General features: G+C 27.5%; 18 protein-coding genes. 15 read left to right on the top strand and 3 right to left on the bottom strand.

The genetic code is table 11. From position 1 onward, the window contains the following. Nucleotides 1-58 precede the first annotated feature (58 nt). The gene (locus tag M2214_RS09050; protein ID WP_248476389.1) at nucleotides 59-883 is read left to right on the top strand and encodes an aminotransferase class IV; all 825 of its coding nucleotides are present in this window, start codon (nucleotides 59-61) and stop codon (nucleotides 881-883) included. A gap of 48 nt (nucleotides 884-931) precedes the next feature. Here the strand turns inward: M2214_RS09050 and M2214_RS09045 are convergent, their stop codons facing one another. Further along, a complete protein-coding gene (locus tag M2214_RS09045; protein WP_256466730.1) occupies nucleotides 932-1,117 on the bottom strand; it encodes an IS3 family transposase in 186 nt (61 codons plus the stop codon). Nucleotides 1,118-1,678: 561 nt separating this feature from the next. On the opposite strand from M2214_RS09045, the gene M2214_RS09040 reads away from it, so the two are divergent. The 3 genes from M2214_RS09040 to M2214_RS09030 all read left to right on the top strand — a co-directional run bounded on the left by M2214_RS09040 (nucleotide 1,679) and on the right by M2214_RS09030 (nucleotide 5,225). After that, nucleotides 1,679-3,037, top strand: a complete 1,359-nt coding sequence (locus M2214_RS09040) for an NCS2 family permease (RefSeq protein ID WP_330651474.1) — start codon at nucleotides 1,679-1,681, stop codon at nucleotides 3,035-3,037. A 159-nt stretch (nucleotides 3,038-3,196) separates the two neighbouring features. Next, nucleotides 3,197-4,000, top strand: coding sequence for an ATP-dependent sacrificial sulfur transferase LarE (gene larE, locus M2214_RS09035; protein WP_248476385.1), 804 nt, complete (start codon nucleotides 3,197-3,199; stop codon nucleotides 3,998-4,000). Between the two features lie 82 nt (nucleotides 4,001-4,082). Beyond that, complete coding sequence (locus M2214_RS09030) at nucleotides 4,083-5,225, top strand: THUMP domain-containing class I SAM-dependent RNA methyltransferase (RefSeq protein ID WP_248476383.1); 1,143 nt, start codon at nucleotides 4,083-4,085, stop codon at nucleotides 5,223-5,225. 45 nt (nucleotides 5,226-5,270) lie between these two features. On the opposite strand, the gene M2214_RS09025 is transcribed toward M2214_RS09030, so the two are convergent. After that, nucleotides 5,271-6,470: a dicarboxylate/amino acid:cation symporter gene (locus M2214_RS09025; protein ID WP_248476380.1), complete on the bottom strand. Its 1,200-nt coding sequence runs from the start codon at nucleotides 6,468-6,470 to the stop codon at nucleotides 5,271-5,273. 469 nt (nucleotides 6,471-6,939) lie between these two features. Here M2214_RS09025 and potA point away from each other — a divergent pair, with 469 nt between their 5' ends. The 5 genes from potA to tpx all read left to right on the top strand — a co-directional run bounded on the left by potA (nucleotide 6,940) and on the right by tpx (nucleotide 11,289). Continuing rightward, nucleotides 6,940-7,983, top strand: a complete 1,044-nt coding sequence (potA, locus tag M2214_RS09020; protein WP_248476378.1) for a spermidine/putrescine ABC transporter ATP-binding protein — start codon at nucleotides 6,940-6,942, stop codon at nucleotides 7,981-7,983. A gap of 2 nt (nucleotides 7,984-7,985) precedes the next feature. Beyond that, complete coding sequence (locus M2214_RS09015) at nucleotides 7,986-8,822, top strand: ABC transporter permease (protein WP_248476375.1); 837 nt, start codon at nucleotides 7,986-7,988, stop codon at nucleotides 8,820-8,822. Continuing rightward, nucleotides 8,816-9,586, top strand: a complete 771-nt coding sequence (locus M2214_RS09010) for an ABC transporter permease (protein ID WP_248476374.1) — start codon at nucleotides 8,816-8,818, stop codon at nucleotides 9,584-9,586. The genes M2214_RS09015 and M2214_RS09010 overlap by 7 nt, the downstream gene beginning before the upstream one ends. Nucleotides 9,587-9,601: 15 nt before the next feature. Next, nucleotides 9,602-10,657 carry an ABC transporter substrate-binding protein gene (locus M2214_RS09005; RefSeq protein WP_248476373.1) on the top strand — a complete coding sequence of 352 codons (1,056 nt, stop codon included), beginning with the start codon at nucleotides 9,602-9,604 and terminating at the stop codon, nucleotides 10,655-10,657. A 122-nt stretch (nucleotides 10,658-10,779) separates the two neighbouring features. Further along, nucleotides 10,780-11,289: a thiol peroxidase gene (gene tpx, locus M2214_RS09000; RefSeq protein ID WP_248476372.1), complete on the top strand. Its 510-nt coding sequence runs from the start codon at nucleotides 10,780-10,782 to the stop codon at nucleotides 11,287-11,289. Nucleotides 11,290-11,322: 33 nt separating this feature from the next. On the opposite strand, the gene M2214_RS08995 is transcribed toward tpx, so the two are convergent. After that, entirely contained in the window at nucleotides 11,323-12,879 is a 1,557-nt protein-coding gene (locus tag M2214_RS08995; RefSeq protein WP_248476371.1) for an ABC-F family ATP-binding cassette domain-containing protein, read from the bottom strand. Nucleotides 12,880-13,133: 254 nt separating this feature from the next. Here M2214_RS08995 and M2214_RS08990 point away from each other — a divergent pair, with 254 nt between their 5' ends. The 6 genes from M2214_RS08990 to M2214_RS08965 all read left to right on the top strand — a co-directional run bounded on the left by M2214_RS08990 (nucleotide 13,134) and on the right by M2214_RS08965 (nucleotide 18,732). Further along, nucleotides 13,134-14,654 (top strand): SulP family inorganic anion transporter, encoded by a 1,521-nt coding sequence (locus M2214_RS08990; RefSeq protein WP_248476370.1) that lies wholly within the window; start codon nucleotides 13,134-13,136, stop codon nucleotides 14,652-14,654. A gap of 104 nt (nucleotides 14,655-14,758) precedes the next feature. Continuing rightward, on the top strand, nucleotides 14,759-15,169 hold the full coding sequence (locus M2214_RS08985) for a DUF3785 family protein (RefSeq protein WP_248476369.1): 411 nt from the start codon (nucleotides 14,759-14,761) through the stop codon (nucleotides 15,167-15,169). A 164-nt stretch (nucleotides 15,170-15,333) separates the two neighbouring features. Beyond that, nucleotides 15,334-15,924, top strand: a complete 591-nt coding sequence (locus tag M2214_RS08980; RefSeq protein ID WP_248476368.1) for a DUF1836 domain-containing protein — start codon at nucleotides 15,334-15,336, stop codon at nucleotides 15,922-15,924. Nucleotides 15,925-16,297: 373 nt separating this feature from the next. Further along, on the top strand, nucleotides 16,298-16,645 hold the full coding sequence (locus M2214_RS08975) for a cupin domain-containing protein (protein WP_248476367.1): 348 nt from the start codon (nucleotides 16,298-16,300) through the stop codon (nucleotides 16,643-16,645). A 90-nt stretch (nucleotides 16,646-16,735) separates the two neighbouring features. Next, nucleotides 16,736-16,951: a hypothetical protein gene (locus tag M2214_RS08970; RefSeq protein ID WP_248476365.1), complete on the top strand. Its 216-nt coding sequence runs from the start codon at nucleotides 16,736-16,738 to the stop codon at nucleotides 16,949-16,951. A 107-nt stretch (nucleotides 16,952-17,058) separates the two neighbouring features. Beyond that, a complete protein-coding gene (locus M2214_RS08965; protein WP_248476363.1) occupies nucleotides 17,059-18,732 on the top strand; it encodes a DUF2207 domain-containing protein in 1,674 nt (557 codons plus the stop codon). Nucleotides 18,733-18,778 lie beyond the last annotated feature (46 nt).

The raw sequence follows: 18,778 nt of genomic DNA, 5'->3' as shown, positions 1-18,778 counted from the left end.
ATCTGTTTTTATAGTTTAAGCTTTAATAAATTTTTATAAGAGGTAAGAGGTGTTTAAAATGATCCGAACAGAAGAAAAATATTATATTTTCAATGGGATAATAAAGAATAAATATGAGAAAGTGGATTTTTCAGAAAATAGTAATAACAGTATATATGAAGTTATAAGAGTAATAAATGGAAAAACTTTATTTTTAGAACAACATCTTGAAAGGTTATTTAAATCTGCTGAGATTCTTGGTTTCAAACTAAACATACATAAGTATATAATAACTAATGATATAAATATTCTAATAGAGAAAAATAATTGTAAAAATATTAATATAAAATTAATATTTAGTGATTTAGACAAAGAAGAGCAGAAGTTGATTATTATGTGTATAAAAAGTTATTATCCAGCTAAACAAATGTATGAAACTGGGATAAGTACAATAATATATCATTCTGAAAGAGAAAAACCAAATGCTAAAGTAGGAAATAATAAACTGAGAGAGAAAATAAATAATGAACTCAAATTAAAGAATGCTTTTGAAGCTCTTCTTGTAAACAAAGAAGGTCTAATAACAGAGGGAAGTAGGTCAAATATGTTTTTTGTTAAAGGAGAATGCATATATACTGCTCCATCAAAAAATGTATTATTGGGTGTTACTAGAAATGTAGTAGTTGATATATGTGAAAACTTGAACATAAAAATAAAAGAGGTTTGCATAAAAGAGAGTGATATATATTGTTTGGATGGAGCATTTATGACAGGAACTTCTGTTAATGTTTTACCGATCAAAAGTATAGAAGAGTTCAATCTGAATTCTACGCATAATTCTATAATAAAGAAAATAATTGAAGAGTATGATAATAAAATTAACGAATACTTATATAAAAAGTAGGACCATCAATTGTGTACTGAACCCCAAAGTTCGGACTAAAATTTAATATTATGCAACTGAAAGTTGGTTCCTGTATTCTGCAGGAGCCATTTTTAGTTTACTTTTAATTCTTCTATTATTGTAGTAGTAAATATATTCATGAAGACCTTTACTAAAATCTTCAACAGTTTTAAAATGATTAACATGAAAAAATTCAGCTTTCAACTGCGAGAAGAAATTTTCTGAATCGTATATTTAGGTATTGGAATCCTTGAACTGAATGAATGATTAATCTTTCATATTTATCCTTTTTAAATCCATTTTTAAGCATTTTCATTACAAAAGAAACACTAGGTTTAAGCATGTCCATTCTCCCAAAAACAATTAAGTGCTTTTATTTTTTCTTCTTGTATATATGTTTTATTTTTCTTTCTCATAAGCCCAACGGTCTCAATTTTAGACACCATCTATACAATATTTCCTTTGTAATACCGCATTTTTGAAGGTTGCATTGAGTCCAATTTTATAGCATGATGACAATACTTTTTTCTTAAATTCTATACTATATTTGACCATTAATAAAGCACATCTTTTTCAAACTATTATTTAGTTCGGAAATAGGTGTGTTTTACATTGATGGTCAAATTTTTTATATAAGTATACGTTAATTACGTAAATATACAGAGTTAATTATAAAAAAGTATTGACTACAGTTTGAAAATCAATTATCATCTATATGCGAACGAAAATAAATCAAATCAATATAAAGTTCGTTAGATATTAATTAAATTGTTTGAACTAAGAGGAGGAAAAATAATGCAAAAGACAACTAATGTTATATCTGAATCAAATATTGAAAGGCTATTTAAATTAAGAGCGAATAATACTAATATAAAAACTGAAATAATAGCTGGTATCACAACCTTCATGACAATGGCATACATATTAATAGTAAACCCAAGTATATTATCTGCTGCTGGAATGGATTTTGGAGCCTTATTTACAGCAACAGCTTTATCGTCTATTATCGCAACTCTTGTCATGGCATTTCATGCGAATCTACCATTTGCTTTAGCTCCTGCTATGGGACCGAATGCTTTTTTTGCTTTTACAGTTGTTCTAACTATGGGATATTCGTGGGAATTTGCACTTACTGCTGTATTTTTAGAAGGAATTATATTTTTGATACTTACGTTTTTTAATGTTAGAGAAGCAATTTTAAATTCTATACCTATACAACTAAAAAAAGCTGTTTCTGTTGGAATAGGATTGTTTATCGCATTTTTAGGTCTTGTAAATTCAGGTATAGTAATTAGTGGCAAATTTATAAATGATCAAGGTCAATTAGATGGACTTCCTGTTTCTATAGGACACATATCTTCAGGACCAGCTTTACTCGCTTTAACAGGACTAATTATAACAGGATTTTTATTATCTAAAAATGTTAAAGGGGCATTATTAATTGGTATAGTTGTTACTACAATAATAGGTATCCCTCTTGGAGTAACTGTTATACCAGAAGGATTCAAAATTTTTAGCGCACCACCTTCATTATCTCCTATATTATTTAAATTTGAGTGGAATAATATATTTTCGGTAGATATGATCATTGTCTTGTTTACATTTTTATTTGTGGATTTATTTGATACAGTTGGTACATTGGTAGGGGTTGCTACAAAGGCAGATATGTTAGATGAAAAAGGAAATGTACCTAATGCAAAACAAGCATTATTAGCAGATGCTGTTGGTACAACTGTGGGAGCTATATTTGGAACAAGTACTGTATCAACTTTTGTAGAAAGCGCAGCAGGGGTTGCTGACGGAGGAAGAACTGGTCTTACAGCTTTATCTACTGCGATTATGTTTATAGTAGCGCTGTTTTTATCTCCTTTATTCATAATGATACCATCTGCCGCAACAGCGCCTGCATTGATATTAGTTGGATTATTTATGATATCGCCTATAAAAGAAATAGATTTTGATGATTTAACTGAAGCTATTCCAGCTTTCTTGACTATAATAATGATGCCACTTACGTATAGTATATCTGAAGGGATTGTGTTTGGAATATTAAGTTATGTTATACTGAAAGTACTAAATGGTAAACAAAAGCAAATAACACCTTTGCTATATGTAATTTCAATACTATTCATAATAAAAATGATATTAGGATAAAAAAAGTATAGATGACACTAGGTTCATCTATACTTTTTTTATTTATAAAGTTCTGTTCTTATTCCTAGTAGAATAAAAACAGAACTTTATATTCTATTAAAGAAATTATTATGATAAAATCTAAAATGTAAAACAGTTCATATATAAGGAGGAAAAATTTTGACAGCAATCGAAAAATTAAAAGTTCTAAAAAACAATTTAAGCAAGTTAGATAATTTAACTGTAGCTTTTTCAGGGGGAGTTGATAGTACTTTCCTTTTAAAAATAGCACAAGATGTATTAAGAGAAAAGGTATTAGCTGTGACAGTTAATGCATTTATTCACACTAACAAAGAGATTCAAGAATCTATAGATTATGCTAATGAAATAAATATTAAACACATTGTACTAAACATAAACGATATAAATATTAAAGAATTTATAGATAATGTTCCAGAAAGATGTTATTTTTGCAAAAAGGATATATTTACAAAAATAAAAAAAGTTTCTAATGAAAATGATATAAATAATATAGCTGATGGAAGTAATATTGATGATTTAAGTGATTTTAGACCTGGAATGAAAGCTTTAAAAGAGCTAGGAATAATTAGTCCTTTAAAAGAAGCTGGTCTTACAAAACAAGATATTAGAGATTTATCTAAAATGTTAAACATACCTACTTGGAATAAACCATCTTTTGCCTGCCTTGCATCTAGAATTCCTTATAATCATAAAATTACTCCAAAAAAGCTTAATATGATAGAGAAGAGTGAAGAATATATTTCTCAGTTAGGATTTAAACAATTTAGAGTTAGACATCACGGGGAAATAGCAAGGATAGAGTTAAAGCAAGATGAAATTTTAAACTTTTTAGAATCAGGATCATCAAATAAAGTTTGTGAGTATCTAAAATCTTTAGGGTTTAATTATGTAACTATAGATCTTTTGGGCTATAGGACAGGGAGTATGAATGAAGTTTTATAAAATTAAATAGATATTCATGTAAAGTATATGATACAATTAATTGGTAATTATATATAATAATATATACAGCAGGAGGAATATAATGAAAGATGTAACTTTGATAGCACCATGCTTTTTTGGAGTTGAAAAAATACTTAAAAGAGAAATTGAAAATTTAGGTTGTGAAATACAAAAAGTAGAAGATGGAAGGATTACTTATAAAACAGATAGTTATGGTATATGTAAATCAAATTTATGGCTTAGAACAGCAGAAAGAGTATTATTAAAAATTGGAGAATTTGAAGCTAGAAGCTTTGAAGAACTTTTTCAAAACACAAAAAAATTGCCTTGGCATAAATATATAAAAAAAGATGCTGTTTTTCCAGTAGCAAAGGCGTCTTCTATAAAATCGAAATTATACAGTATTCCTGATATACAATCTATAGTAAAAAAAGCTGTAGTTGAAAATTTAAAGCAAGAATATAAAGTTAACTGGTTCGATGAAAATAGCGATGAAAAATATCCTATATACGTATTTATACACAAGGATAAAGTTACTATATCAATAGATACGTGTGGCCAAGCGCTTCATAAAAGGGGATATAGAGAAAATGCTAGTAAAGCACCTATTAGGGAAACTTTAGCTGCTGCTATTGTTTCATTGACTCCTTGGAAGCAAGATAGAATACTAGTAGATCCATTTTGTGGTTCGGGGACTATTTTAATAGAAGCAGCAATGATGGGACTGAATATGGCTCCAGGACTTAATAGAGAATTTTTATCAGAAAATTGGAGTATATTGGGTAAAAAACTATGGTGGAAAGCTAGAAAAGAAGCTTTTGATATGATGAAAACAGATGTTGATTTTAAAATATATGGATATGACATCGATGATGAGGTACTTGAAATAGCAAAAGAAAATGCTAGGCTTGCAGATGTAGACAATTATATAGAATTTAAAAAACAAGATGCTAGAAATTTAGAAAGTGACTATGAATATGGATTTGTAATTACGAATCCTCCGTATGGTGAAAGATTAGAAGATAAAGATAGTGTAAGACAATTATATAAAGAAATATCTATTCCTTTTAAGAAACTGAGTACATGGTCATTTTACATAATAACTGCTTATAGTGAATTTGAAGATGCATTCGGAAGAAAAGCTGATAGGAAAAGAAAATTATATAATGGTATGCTAAGAAGTGATTTATACCAATACTATGGACCTAAACCTTTAAAAAAATAAGCATAAAAAAAGTAGTTATTGAATAACTACTTTTTTTATGCTTATTTAAGCTACTTTTTTATTGATATTGTCATTTTTATTAAGCTTATAACCTGATATCCTGTTAACCATTATAGCTATAGCTCCATCACCAGTTACATTACAAGCAGTTCCAAAACTATCTTGAGCAAGATATAATGCTATCATTAAAGATAGTAAAGTTTGATCAAATCCAAGCATAGTTTCTAAAAGACCAAGTGCAGCCATAACAGCTCCTCCTGGAACTCCAGGTGCTGCAACCATAGTAACACCTAACATTAATATAAATCCGAATATAGAATTAAAAGTAACCGTCATTCCATTTAACATCATGACTGCCATAGCACAACTTACAAGAGTTATTGTACTTCCTGATAAATGAATAGTTGCACAAAGAGGTACAACAAATTCAGCAACACCATCATTAACTCCATTTTTCTTAGTTTGCTTAAGAGTAACAGGTATACTAGCAGCTGAAGATTGAGTTCCTATAGCTGTGAAATAAGCTGGAATCATATTCTTAACTAAAACAAATGGATTTGCTCCAGCTAATGTACCAGCTATAAAATACTGTACAATTATCACAGTAAAGTGTAAAAGTAGTATGAGAGCAAATACTTTTGCAAATACAGACATTATAGTAGCAACTTGGCCAGCATATGTCATATTAGCGAATATACCAGCTATGTGGAAAGGTAATAAAGGGATAACTATATTAGATATTAGGCCTTCAACAATTCCTTGGAATTCCTTCATAAATTTCTTTATAGTATCACCTTCACTTGCTGCAATACCTAGACCTAAAGTAAATGCAATTAAAAGTGCAGTCATAACTCCCATTATAGGTGGCATCTGTACTTCAAAGAATCCTTTTACTAAAGAATGCTCTGGATTTTCAGCATTAACTAAATTCATACTACCAGGAGTTAATAAGTAAGGGAAAATAACACTATTAGTAAAAAATGTTAAAGAACCAGCTACTACTGTAGAAAGGTAAGCGATTCCTGCTGTAATACCCAGTATTTTTCCAGCACCTTTACCTAAATCACCAATACCTGGAGCTACGAAACCTATTATTATAAGTGGAATCGCAAATCCTAAAAAGTTACCGAATATTCCATTGAATGTAGCTAATAACTTAACTAAAAATTCATTATGGATAGAACCTATACCGATACCTAATATGATAGCGATAATAAGCTTAGGTAATAAACCTAATTTTTTCATAAAAATTTCCTCCTCTTTTAAATAAAAAATTAAATTATAAATAGAATTATTCCTATTTCGACACAATTATAACATGAAAACAGTTTCCTATACAACTAAAAAACAAAATTCTGATTTTTTTTAAAAAAAAATAAACAAAAAAATTGATGCAATGGCGAATTTTCAAAGTTTACAGAAAATAAATGCAATCAAAAATTTCACTATTATGATATTTTTCTGAAAAAATTCTATTTTCTATATTATTATTTATATATCATATAATTACTATTTAGATTAATAAATCAACTTCAATTGTGCATATACATGGAATATTTGAAAAGTATTGCCAATTGAGGTTGACAAAATATGATAAAAGTTTTAAAATTATAACTTGAGTTTAGTTTTAGGAAACAAAAAGTTTACTATGAATAAATATAAGCTACATATAATATAGGATGATATTTACTTTAAAGTAAGGGGGAGTTTATTGTTGAAACAAAATATAGTAGAACTTAAAAATATAAATAAAAAATATGAAGACAAAGAAGTTCTTCATAATATAAATTTGAGTATAAAACCTGAAGAATTTGTAACTTTATTAGGACCAAGCGGTTGTGGTAAAACAACAACATTGAGAATAATAGGCGGGTTTGAAACACAAACTCATGGAGATGTTCATTTTGAAGGAGAAAAAATAAATAATATCCCTCCTTATAAAAGACAGATAAACACAGTTTTTCAAAAATATGCATTATTCCCACATATGAATATTTTTGAAAATATAGCTTTTGGATTAAAAATAAAAAAAATGAAAAAAGATGAAATAGAAAAAAAAGTAAAACGTATGCTTAAACTTGTAAATTTAGAAGGGTTTCAAAATAGAAGCATTGATTCACTAAGCGGAGGTCAGCAGCAGAGAATAGCAATAGCTAGAGCCTTAGTTTGCGAACCTAAGGTACTTCTTCTAGACGAACCTCTTGGAGCTCTAGATTTAAAATTAAGAAAAGAAATGCAGCTAGAACTTAAAAATATGCAACAGCAATTAGGTATAACCTTTATATATGTGACACATGATCAAGAAGAAGCTCTTACTATGTCGGATAGAATAGTTGTAATGAGTGAAGGTGAAATTCAGCAAATAGGATCTCCTGAAGACATATATAACGAACCTAAAAATAGGTTTGTAGCAGATTTTATTGGAGAAAGTAATATTATAGAAGCTATTATGATTGATGATTATAAGGTTAAAATAGAAGATGAAGTATTCGAATGTTTGGATAAGGGTTTTGATAAAAATGAAGAGGTTGACGTAGTAGTAAGGCCAGAGGACATACAAATAACAAATACAGATAATGGAATGATTAAGGGAACAGTAAAGACTGTTGTATTTAAAGGGGTACATTACGAGATAATAGTAGAAGATGAAAAAAATATAGAGTGGATAGTTCATACTATACATATGTCAAAAATCGGAGATAATGTGGGACTTGCTATAGAACCAGATTCAATCCATGTAATGAAAAGGAGAGGGTAGATATGAAAAAGAAATGGCTTTCTATCCCTTATGGAATTTGGGCAATCATATTTACAATTGTTCCATTGTTATTGATTGCAGTATACAGTTTTTGTTCAAGATCTGCCTATGGCCAAATAGTTTATACTTTTACACTAGATAACTATATAAAATTTATGGAGCCTATATATATAAATGTGCTTATAAACTCTTTGATGCTTGCCCTAAAAAGTACTCTTATATGTTTTATACTAGGATATCCTATGGCTTATATACTATCTAAGTCAGATATTAAAAGAAGAAATCTTATGATGTTATTATTTGTGTTACCACTTTGGACTAATACTTTATTAAGGACTTATGCCTGGATGGGAATATTAAGAGAGCAGGGTGTTATAAATCAAGTTTTAATGTTTTTAAATATAATAGATACACCTTTAAAATTACTTTATACTGATAAAGCAGTTTTATTAGGTATGGTGTATAATTTTTTACCGTTTATGGTACTTCCTATATATTCGGTTTTATCTAAAATAGACTATAGTCTTATAGAAGCATCGTCAGATTTAGGTGCAACATCTTTTTACACATTTAAAAAAGTAGTTTTCCCGCTTAGCTTACCTGGTGTTGTATCAGGAATAACTATGGTGTTTATGCCTTGCGTAAGTACCTTTGTAATATCAGACTTATTAGGAGGAGGGCAATCTATACTTCTTGGTAACCTCATTCAAAATCAGTTTTTAGTAGCTAGAAATTGGCAGTTCGGTTCAGCTATTTCTATGATTATGATGTTTATAATAATTATAAGTATGAAAATTTTAGGAAATAAAGATAGAGAAGAAGGAGGTAAACTATGGTAAAGAATATCATAAAAAAATCTTATTCATTTTTGATATACTTATTTTTGTATCTACCTATATTACTTCTTATTCTGTACTCATTTAATGATTCAAAATATAGAGGCAATTGGAATGGTTTTACTTTAAGATGGTATAAAGAGTTATTCAGTGATACATCTATAATGACGTCTCTATACTATACATTTATAATTGCTGCATTAGCTTCTGGTGTAGCTACTATAATAGGAACGATTACTGCTATTGCAATAAATAAAATGAAACCTAAGCATAAAACTACTTTTTTAAATATAACGTATATACCTGTTGTTAATCCTGATATAGTTATAGGAGTTTCTCTACTTGCCTTATTCACATGGCTAAAAATGACTTTAGGATTAACTACTATTTTAATAGCTCATATATCATTTACTATACCTTATGTAGTTTTATCTGTACTACCTAAGTTAAGACAATTAAATCCTCATCTTGAGGAAGCAGCTCTTGATTTAGGAGCTTCGCCATTATACGCTTTTTTTAAAGTTGTACTTCCTGAAATAATGCCTGGAATTGTAACAGGAGCTTTATTTGCATTTACTTTGTCGCTGGATGATTTTATAGTGAGCTTTTTTACTACAGGTTCAGGAATAAGTACATTGTCTATAAAAATATATTCCATGACAAAACGAGGTGTCAGTCCTAAAATTAATGCGTTATCTACATTGATGTTTTTAGGTGTGTTAATATTGTTATTATTAATAGAAAAAAGAACAAAAAAATCTAAATAAAAAGGAGTGGTTCTATTGAAAAAAATATTTAGCTTTTTAATATGCTTTACTTTTATTTTTTCACTTGTTGGATGTTCAGAAAAAAATGAATTAACAAAAGATGGCTATTATAGCAAATTAAACGTATATAATTGGGGAGACTATATAGATCCTCAAGTATTAAAAGATTTTGAAAAAGAATATGGAATAAAAGTTAATTACGAAGAGTATGGAAATAATGAAGAAATGCTTGCTAAAATACAAGCTGGTGGAACAGATTATGATGTTATATTTCCATCTGAGTATATGATAGAAGCTATGATAAATCAAAACTTATTACAAGAATTAGATATGAATAATTTAAATAACTTCAAAAATATAGGTGAAGAATTCAAAAATTTAGAATATGATAAAGATAATAAATATTCTGTTCCGTATTTTTGGGGAACTATGGGTATAGTTTATAATACTAAAAAGGTTAATACTACGATAGATAGCTGGAATGCATTATGGGATCCTAAATACAAAGGAGATATTTTAATGCTTAATAGTTCAAGAGATACTATCGGTATTACTCTTAAAAAATTAGGATATTCGTTGAACACTAGAAGTTTAGATGAACTGGAAGAAGCAAAAAAAGCTCTAATGGATCAAAAAAGTTTAGTAAAAGCTTATGAAGTTGACACATATAAAGATATGATGATTGCAGGAGAAGGTGCCATGGCTCTTACTTGGTCTGGAGATGCAATGATGTTAATAGAAGAAAATCCTGATTTAGCATATGCTATTCCAAAAGAAGGAACTAATCTATGGTTTGATGGTATGGCTATACCTGTTACTAGTAGGCATAAAAAGGAAGCTGAACTATTTATAAATTATATGATGAGACCAGAGGTTTCTGCTAAATGTGCAGAGTATGTTGGATATTCAACACCTAATAAAGAGGCTGTAAAGCTTTTACCTGAAGAAGTTAGGGAAAATGAATCAGCATATCCTAAAGGTGATATCCTTAAAAATGGAGAAGTATTTGTTGATTTAGGAGAATTTACAACAGAATACGATAGAGTTTGGACAGAAATAAAATCCTATTAAAAAGAAGAGCACATGCTCTTCTTTTTTTATATATATTTTTAAATTCATAAAACTGTGTTTATATTCATGCTTGTGGGGTAAATTTATAATATAAAATAAAAATGTAGGAGGTTTTATTAATTATGAATAAAAGAACAGGAATTATAACTATGGGATCAAACCCTATGACGTTATTAGGAAATGAAATAAAAATTGGAGATACAGGATTTGATTTTATGGCTTTTAATAATGATTTAAGCCAATTCAAATTAAGTGATATAAAATCCAAAACTAAAATCATAAGTGTAGTTCCATCTGTAGATACAGGGGTATGTGAACTTCAGACAATAAGATTTAATGAAGAAGCGTCTAAATTAGAAGATACAGCAATAATAACTATAAGTGTTGATTTGCCATTTGCTCAAAGTAGATTCTGTGCAAATAAGGGAATAAAGCAATCTATAACGGTATCAGATTATAAAGATTTATCATTTGGATTAAACTATGGATTTGTAATTGAAGAGCTTAGATTGTTAGCAAGAGGAATTGTTGTCTTAGATGAAAATAATGTAGTAAAGCATATAGAGTATGTAACTGAAGTAACAAATCACCCTGACTATGATAAAGCAATCGAAATTGCTAAAAATATATAATAAAAAATCCGCTTAAGCGGATTTTTTATTATATTAAACTATTTTAGTAGTCCAGTCTTCACAATTCCATACATCTGTTACTATATCTCTATAAAATTCAGGCTCATGACATATAAGAAGTATACTTCCTTTATATTCTTTTAAAGCTCTTTTAAGCTCCTCTTTAGCTTCAACATCCAGATGATTTGTAGGCTCGTCTAATAATAGTATATTAGTATTATTATTTATAAGTTTACAAAGTCTTACTTTAGCTTGTTCTCCACCACTTAAAACTTTAACTTTGCTTTCTATATGTTTTGTAGTAAGGCCACATTTAGCAAGTGCTGCACGAACTTCATATTGAGTAAATACAGGAAATTCTTCCCAAACCTCTTCTATACAGGTATTATTATTCCCATCCTTAAGTTCTTGTTCAAAATAACCTATACTCTGTTCATATCCAAGTTCCACTCTACCAGATAGGGGTTTTATCAGTCCTAATATGCTTTTTAATAAAGTTGTTTTACCTATTCCATTAGCACCTACCAAAGCTATTTTTTCGCCTCTCTCCATTTTTATACTCAAAGGTCTTGTCAAGGCCTCATCATAGCCAATTACAAAATCTGTAGTTTCGAATATCAATCTACCAGAAGTTTTGGCTTGTTTAAAATTAAATTCTGGTTTTACACGTTCTTGTGGCAATTCAATTCTGTCCATTTTATCTAATTTCTTTTGTCTGGACATAGCCATATTTCTTGTTGAAATTCTAGCTTTATTTCTAGCTACAAAATCTTCAAGTTCAGCTATTTCTTGTTGTTGTCTTTTATATTCTGCCTCAAGCTGGCGTTTTTTAGCTTCATATATATTCATGAAATTATCATAATCTCCGACATAACGATTAAGTTCTTGATTTTCCATATGGTATATTAGATTTATGACACTATTTATAAATGGTATGTCATGAGATATAAGTATAAAAGCGTTTTCATAGTTTTGTAAATATCTTTTTAACCATTCTATGTGTTGTTCATCTAAATGATTAGTAGGCTCATCTAATAATAAAATATCTGGCTTTTCCAATAATAGCTTTGCAAGTAATATTTTTGCTCTTTGACCTCCACTTAAATCATTTACGTCTTTATCAAGTCCTATTTGTGTAAGTCCCAACCCTTTTGCAACCTCTTCAATTTTTGCATCTATAACATAAAAATCATTGTTAGTTAATATATCTTGAATAGTACCTACATTTTCAAGCATATCTTCTAGTTCTTCTGGCGTTGCCTCAGCCATCTTTTCATATGTTTCATTAATTTCTGATTCTAGGTTAAAAAGGTACTTAAAGGCATCTTTTAATACATCTCTTATAGTTCTTCCTTTTTCTAGATAAGTATGTTGATCTAAGTAACCAACTCTTACGCGTTTTGCCCATTCTATTTTGCCTTCATCTGGCTCTACTTTGCTTGTTATTATATTCATGAAAGTAGATTTTCCTTCTCCATTTGCACCTATAAGCGCAATATGCTCTCCAGGTAAAAGTCTGAATGATACATTATTGAATATAGCTCTATCTCCAAAGCCATGGCTTAAATTTCTTACTGTTAATATACTCATTATAAAATCTCCTTTAGTAAAGTTTTAAAAATAACACAATTAAAATTATATAATAGAGTGAGTTTTTTTGGAATACAAAATTTATGTATTTTCAAATATATATTAGTGTATAGCTTACAAATCAAAATCTCAAGCATATAAAGTCTGGATTTGAAGATTCGGAAAAATCAAAATTAAAGCTTTGTTATAGCTTTTATTTAAAAAGCATGATATTATTAGTTTTTGTGATAAAAAAATAGAAGGAAGGTGTAACTTTGAAAAACAATAAAGCAATAAATTTAAAAGACGAGGTACTATCAGGACTTACAGTAGCACTGGCACTTGTACCAGAAGCTATAGCATTTGCATTTGTTGCTGGAGTCGATCCATTAACTGGATTATATGCAGCATTTATAGTAGGTTTGATAACTTCTATTTTTGGAGGAAGACCAGGAATGATATCAGGAGCTACGGGTGCTTTAGCTGTAGTTATGGTTGATCTTGTGAGTGAACATGGAGTAGAATATTTATTTATAACAGTAGTTTTAATGGGAATTATACAAATACTTGTAGGATTATTTAAGTTAGGTAAATTTGTAAGGTTTATACCTCATACTGTAATGATAGGATTTGTAAACGGACTAGCTATGGTTATAGGTATAGCTCAATTTAATCAATTCAAATTTATTGATAAAAGTGGAAATATGAATTGGATGCAAGGTAGAGAATTGTTTTTAATGGTAGGATTAGTAGTTTTAACTATGGCAACAATATATATTGTACCTAAGATAACGAAAACAATACCAGCACCATTGGCAGGTATTGTTTCAATTTCATTATTAGTTAATATACTTGGAATAGATGTTAAAACAGTAGGAGATATAGCTCATGTAGGTGGAGTTTTACCAAAATTCCATATACCTAATGTACCGTTTAATATTAAAACTATAGAAATAATATTTCCATATGCAGTAATACTTGCATCTATAGGACTAATAGAATCACTTATGACATTAACTCTTATAGATGAAATTACTCAAACTAGAGGTAGAGGCAATAAGGAATGTGTTGGACAAGGTATAGCTAACATAATAACTGGATTTTTTGGTGGAATGGGTGGCTGTGCAATGATAGGTCAGAGTATGATAAATATAAAATCTGGTGGTAGAAATAGACTATCTGGAATATCAGCTTCTTTATTCTTATTAGGATTTATATTATTTGGATCAAGTTTGATCGAAAGAATTCCAATGGCTGCACTAACAGGAGTAATGTTCATGGTAGTAATAGCTACATTCGAATGGTCTAGTTTTGAAATAATGAGAAATATTCCAAAATCAGATGCTTTTGTCATAATACTAGTTTCTGTAATTACTGTATTTACAGATTTAGCTATTGCTGTTGGAATAGGAGTAATTGTATCATCACTTGTTTTTGCATGGGAAAAAGGGAAACGAATAGATGTAGATTCATATATAGATACATGCGGATCAAAAGTTTATACGATACGAGGTGCTGTATTCTTTGGTTCAGCTAGAAATTTTTCTGATTCATTTGATATAAAAAATGATCCTGAAGATGTTATTATCGATTTTGCAAATGCAAGAGTATTCGATCATTCTGGAATTGAAAGTGTAAATACATTAACAGAAAAATATAAAACAGAAGGAAAAACACTTCATTTAAAGCATTTAAGTATAGAATGCTATCAATTTATTAAGGATGCAGAAAAAATACTAGAAGTTAATATAATAGAAGATCCTAAATATCATATTGCTATAGACAACTTGGCGTAGAGTTACAACTAACATATAGCTCTGGATAATACCGTTATATATTGATAATTAATTGCTTATATGAGATACTTAACATATATTATTAATTTTAAAGGAGTTAAAGTATGGGAAAATATACATTTGAATTTGATGAAAATTTATACGCTATAGATATGTCAAATTATATAAATAATGAAATTAACTTACCAACTGGGCTTACACACGAAGTAATAGTTGATCTATTGAAGCATCAAAGTAATACAGATTTTGATATAGGTTATTACGATCAAGCTTGCCAAAGTTGTCTAAATGGAGTAGCAGAAAAAGCAAAATACTTTAAATTTCTTGAATATTATTTTTATGCGTTCACGAAGAATGGTAAATATGTGATGAGTAATATATCTGAAGAGTATAAAAATACATCATTTAAGAAGATGCTAAAAAAAGGTGTTGTAGATAATAGCTATATAATAAGTGTTATAGTATGTATTGAATGTGGAAAATATAGTATTGAAATAGAAGAATGTGAATCTTAATATCTAAAGTTTTATTATTATTAAAAAAATCTAATCGAAGCTGATAATTGAAAATTATTAAGCTGAGATTAGATTTTTTTAATAATAATAAAACTTTTTAAAATTTATATACATATGTTGATATATAGTTTTGAATACTATATTATATAAGAGAGGTGATTTAAATGATAGATGAAAATGAATTAATTAAACTTATAAAAGAATTGTGTTTAGGCGATAAAGTGGGATTAGAAGAGATACCAGATTTAAATTTGTATATGGATCAAGTAACAAATTTTATAGATGAAAGGCTTTCTAATTTAAAAAGAAATGATGATGATAAGATATTGACTAAAACAATGATTAATAATTATACCAAACAAGGATTGTTAATGCCCTCTAATAATAAAAAATATAGCAAACAGCATATAATACTAATGATTTTAGTGTATTATTTAAAGCAAGTTCTATCTTTAGATGACATAAAACTTTTGTTTGAACCTGTACTTAAAGATATGTCTAATATCGAAGATGATGTAATATCTTTAGATGATATATATTCGATTTTTTTAGAATTAAAAGATAATGAAACAAAAGATTTCGAAAATTTCATATCTTCGAATATAAGATGTATAAAAGAAAAGACTAATGAAATAGAAAAAGAGAATCAAGATTTAGCTCAGTTATTTTTAATTGTTATAATGTTAGTTGCTCAAGCAAATGCACAAAAAAGACTTGCTGAGAAGATAATAGATGTTCATTTTAAAAATCAGTAAAAAAATTCACGCATAGTTGATATTATTAATCTGCTAGATATCTAGGTGGAAAAATATTTTAATAAGAAATGAAAAATTAGTAAAAGATAAGGATGTATACTTAGAAAATATGAAACAAAATTTATTTTGGGCATCTATATATAATTTAAATTCTAATAGCTATGGGTTTATTGTACATATTTAACAGTCTATTATTAAGTCCAATGTTTGTACCGGTAGCTAAGCGTTTAAACTTTATATAAGTTCTAACTAATGCATTTAGATCAAAAAAATTTACAACTCACAGGTAACATATGTTACTTAATAAATGTGATTTTTGTTTTATACTATATATAAATAAAAATAAACTTTACAATTGAAAGGGGAATATAATATGAATAAAAATTTTATAAAAAACATAGATTTTTCAACACCTATTGAGACAACATCATTGGTTGATTATCAAAAAGGAACTGTCATTAGCAAGACTCTGACTCAAAACAAATATGTAAATGTAACTGTATTTGCTTTTGATAAAGATGAAGAAATAAGTACTCATAAGTCTGAAGGGGATGCCATGGTGTCTATTTTAGATGGAGAAGCTAGAATTACAATAGGGGAAGAAAGCTTTGATGTTAAAAAAGGTGAAACTATAGTAATGCCAGCTAATATAAACCACTCACTATTAGCCGTAGAGAAGTTTAAAATGATATTAACAGTAGTATTTGATATTGATAAATAAAATTTTGCTATATATGTTTTAAATTCTATTTTTTAGCAAACACTCTGAATATAGATTTTAACAAATTTATTTAAGGAGTGGTTATATATAATGGAAAGTGAGGATATAAAGAAAAGATTTTTGTTGTTCAATACTATATCTAATAAGTTGGACCATGTATATTCTTATGATGAAAAAAATTTTAATGAAATAAAAAATTTATTAGATTCATATATGCATGAATATAAAGAACCTGATTGTTGTCTAATAAAAAAATTTTATTTAATTAAAAATGGTATTAAAGAATCAATGAAAAAACATAGATAAATTCCAATTATCATATAAGCCAAAAGACTTAAAATCTAAAAAGATTTTAAGTCTTTTTAATTTTATTAAAAATAGAGGTTAAATATGGTTTATAATATATATTAGAGGTGATTAAAATAAAAAAAAGAGTCAATTTAATATCATTGATAATATTTATTTTTTTAATAAAACCTGTATTTTCACAAGAAGATTATTCTATTGAAAATTTAAGAATGCACATAAATGTAGATGATAAAGGCGATGCTCATATTATAGAAAAAATAACATATAAATTTCATTCTCAATCAAATGGAGTAACCAAAAGTTTATATCTAGACAATAATTCTAAATTAGATAATTTAAGAGCATATGAAATATATCCTAATAAAAATCAATTACAATTAGAGTTGTTCGATCATAATAATAACTTGGATTTTAGAGTTTACGATAAATCCAATATTGAAACTAAAATATATAAAATAGAATATGATTTAGAAGATTTTATTATAAAACATAATGGTGTTGATGAGTTTAAATTTAAAATTTTCAATATCGATAATGAAAAAACTATAAAAAAGTTGAATATATCTATATGTTTTCCAGAGAGCAAAACATACGAAAATATTAAAGCTTTCCAACATGGATATTTATATAAAAATGTAAAAGTAGAAAAAAATAAAGTTAGTTATAGTATAGATGATTTTCCACAAAATATAGAGCTGAAGTTAGAAATACTATTAGAAAAGGATATACCTGATTATAACATCCAAAATAATACTGAGTTAACATCATATGAACAGCTAGTAAATGAAGAAATTAGTATTGAAACAAAATATAAAAATAAAATAGGTAGAATTAAAAAAATTAATATAGCATCTATTTGTGTATTAATTATAGATATGGTTTACATAATTATTTTATTTTCAAATATCTTGATTTTTCAAAAGGGAAATTTACCTAGAAATTACAACTTAAAATTACCAAACGATTATACTCCTGCAATTATGATTAGCATATTAAAATATAAAAAAATAACAAGTAAAGATTTTTTTGTTACTATAATTGATTTAATTAGAAAAGGATATATTTTAGAAATATATGATAGAACTAGTGAAAAGTATAAATTACAATTAACAAATAAGGATACTACAGAATTGAAGAAACACGAAAAATATTTATTAAACTGGTTATTTGGTTTTATTGGAAATAACAAAATCATTTGTTTCGAAGATATAAAAAAACACAATCAAGATGAAAAAAAGTTTTTGGAATTTAAGAGGTTTTATAACACTTGGAGAAGAAAAGTATATAAAGAGTGTGCAGATTATGGATATTTAAAAACAAATAAACATATGAAATTCTTATTATATTTATATTCCTGTATAAAAATTTCATTAGGAGTTTTATTTATATATAAATATTACCCATATCTATATATTGTATCTATAGCTCTTATTATATCTGGTTTTATAAATAATATATACCTTTTCAAGTCTAAATTAACAAGATTAGGGTATAAAGAGCGGAAAAAATGGATTAACTTTAAAAAATTCATAATTAATTTTAAAAATCCCAAAGTCTTAAATTCAGATAATATTAAAACTTGGGAAGCTTATATAGTTTATAGTATATCTATGGGCATACAAAAAGAGTTATTATACAAACTTAGAAACAACAAAGAAATAAGACGCCTTATGTATTTAAATAAAGCCAACGATAACACTTTTATACAATTAATAAATACAGCCTTTAGAGTTAATGAATTGGATTCCGTTTTCATAGTTAAAAAAAATAATAAATAATATGTCCTACTAGAAAAATAATAATTAAATGATATAATAATATAAA

This window comes from Tepidibacter aestuarii (genome assembly GCF_934924865.1).
Classification (GTDB): domain Bacteria; phylum Bacillota; class Clostridia; order Peptostreptococcales; family Peptostreptococcaceae; genus Tepidibacter_A; species Tepidibacter_A aestuarii.
Note: the sequence above shows the minus strand (reverse complement) of the source record. Positions and strands in the feature narration are given on the sequence as shown.

What these genes read in the sequence shown, in the direction of transcription:
- M2214_RS09050 (WP_248476389.1), top strand. Translation starts at nt 59, where the DNA reads ATGATCCGAACAGAAGAAAAATATTATATTTTCAATGGGATAATAAAG.
- M2214_RS09040 (WP_330651474.1), top strand. Translation starts at nt 1,679, where the DNA reads ATGCAAAAGACAACTAATGTTATATCTGAATCAAATATTGAAAGGCTA.
- M2214_RS09030 (WP_248476383.1), top strand. Translation starts at nt 4,083, where the DNA reads ATGAAAGATGTAACTTTGATAGCACCATGCTTTTTTGGAGTTGAAAAA.
- M2214_RS09025 (WP_248476380.1), bottom strand. Translation starts at nt 6,470, where the DNA reads ATGAAAAAATTAGGTTTATTACCTAAGCTTATTATCGCTATCATATTA.
- M2214_RS09015 (WP_248476375.1), top strand. Translation starts at nt 7,986, where the DNA reads ATGAAAAAGAAATGGCTTTCTATCCCTTATGGAATTTGGGCAATCATA.
- M2214_RS09010 (WP_248476374.1), top strand. Translation starts at nt 8,816, where the DNA reads ATGGTAAAGAATATCATAAAAAAATCTTATTCATTTTTGATATACTTA.
- tpx (WP_248476372.1), top strand. Translation starts at nt 10,780, where the DNA reads ATGAATAAAAGAACAGGAATTATAACTATGGGATCAAACCCTATGACG.
- M2214_RS08995 (WP_248476371.1), bottom strand. Translation starts at nt 12,879, where the DNA reads ATGAGTATATTAACAGTAAGAAATTTAAGCCATGGCTTTGGAGATAGA.
- M2214_RS08985 (WP_248476369.1), top strand. Translation starts at nt 14,759, where the DNA reads ATGGGAAAATATACATTTGAATTTGATGAAAATTTATACGCTATAGAT.
- M2214_RS08980 (WP_248476368.1), top strand. Translation starts at nt 15,334, where the DNA reads ATGATAGATGAAAATGAATTAATTAAACTTATAAAAGAATTGTGTTTA.
- M2214_RS08975 (WP_248476367.1), top strand. Translation starts at nt 16,298, where the DNA reads ATGAATAAAAATTTTATAAAAAACATAGATTTTTCAACACCTATTGAG.
- M2214_RS08970 (WP_248476365.1), top strand. Translation starts at nt 16,736, where the DNA reads ATGGAAAGTGAGGATATAAAGAAAAGATTTTTGTTGTTCAATACTATA.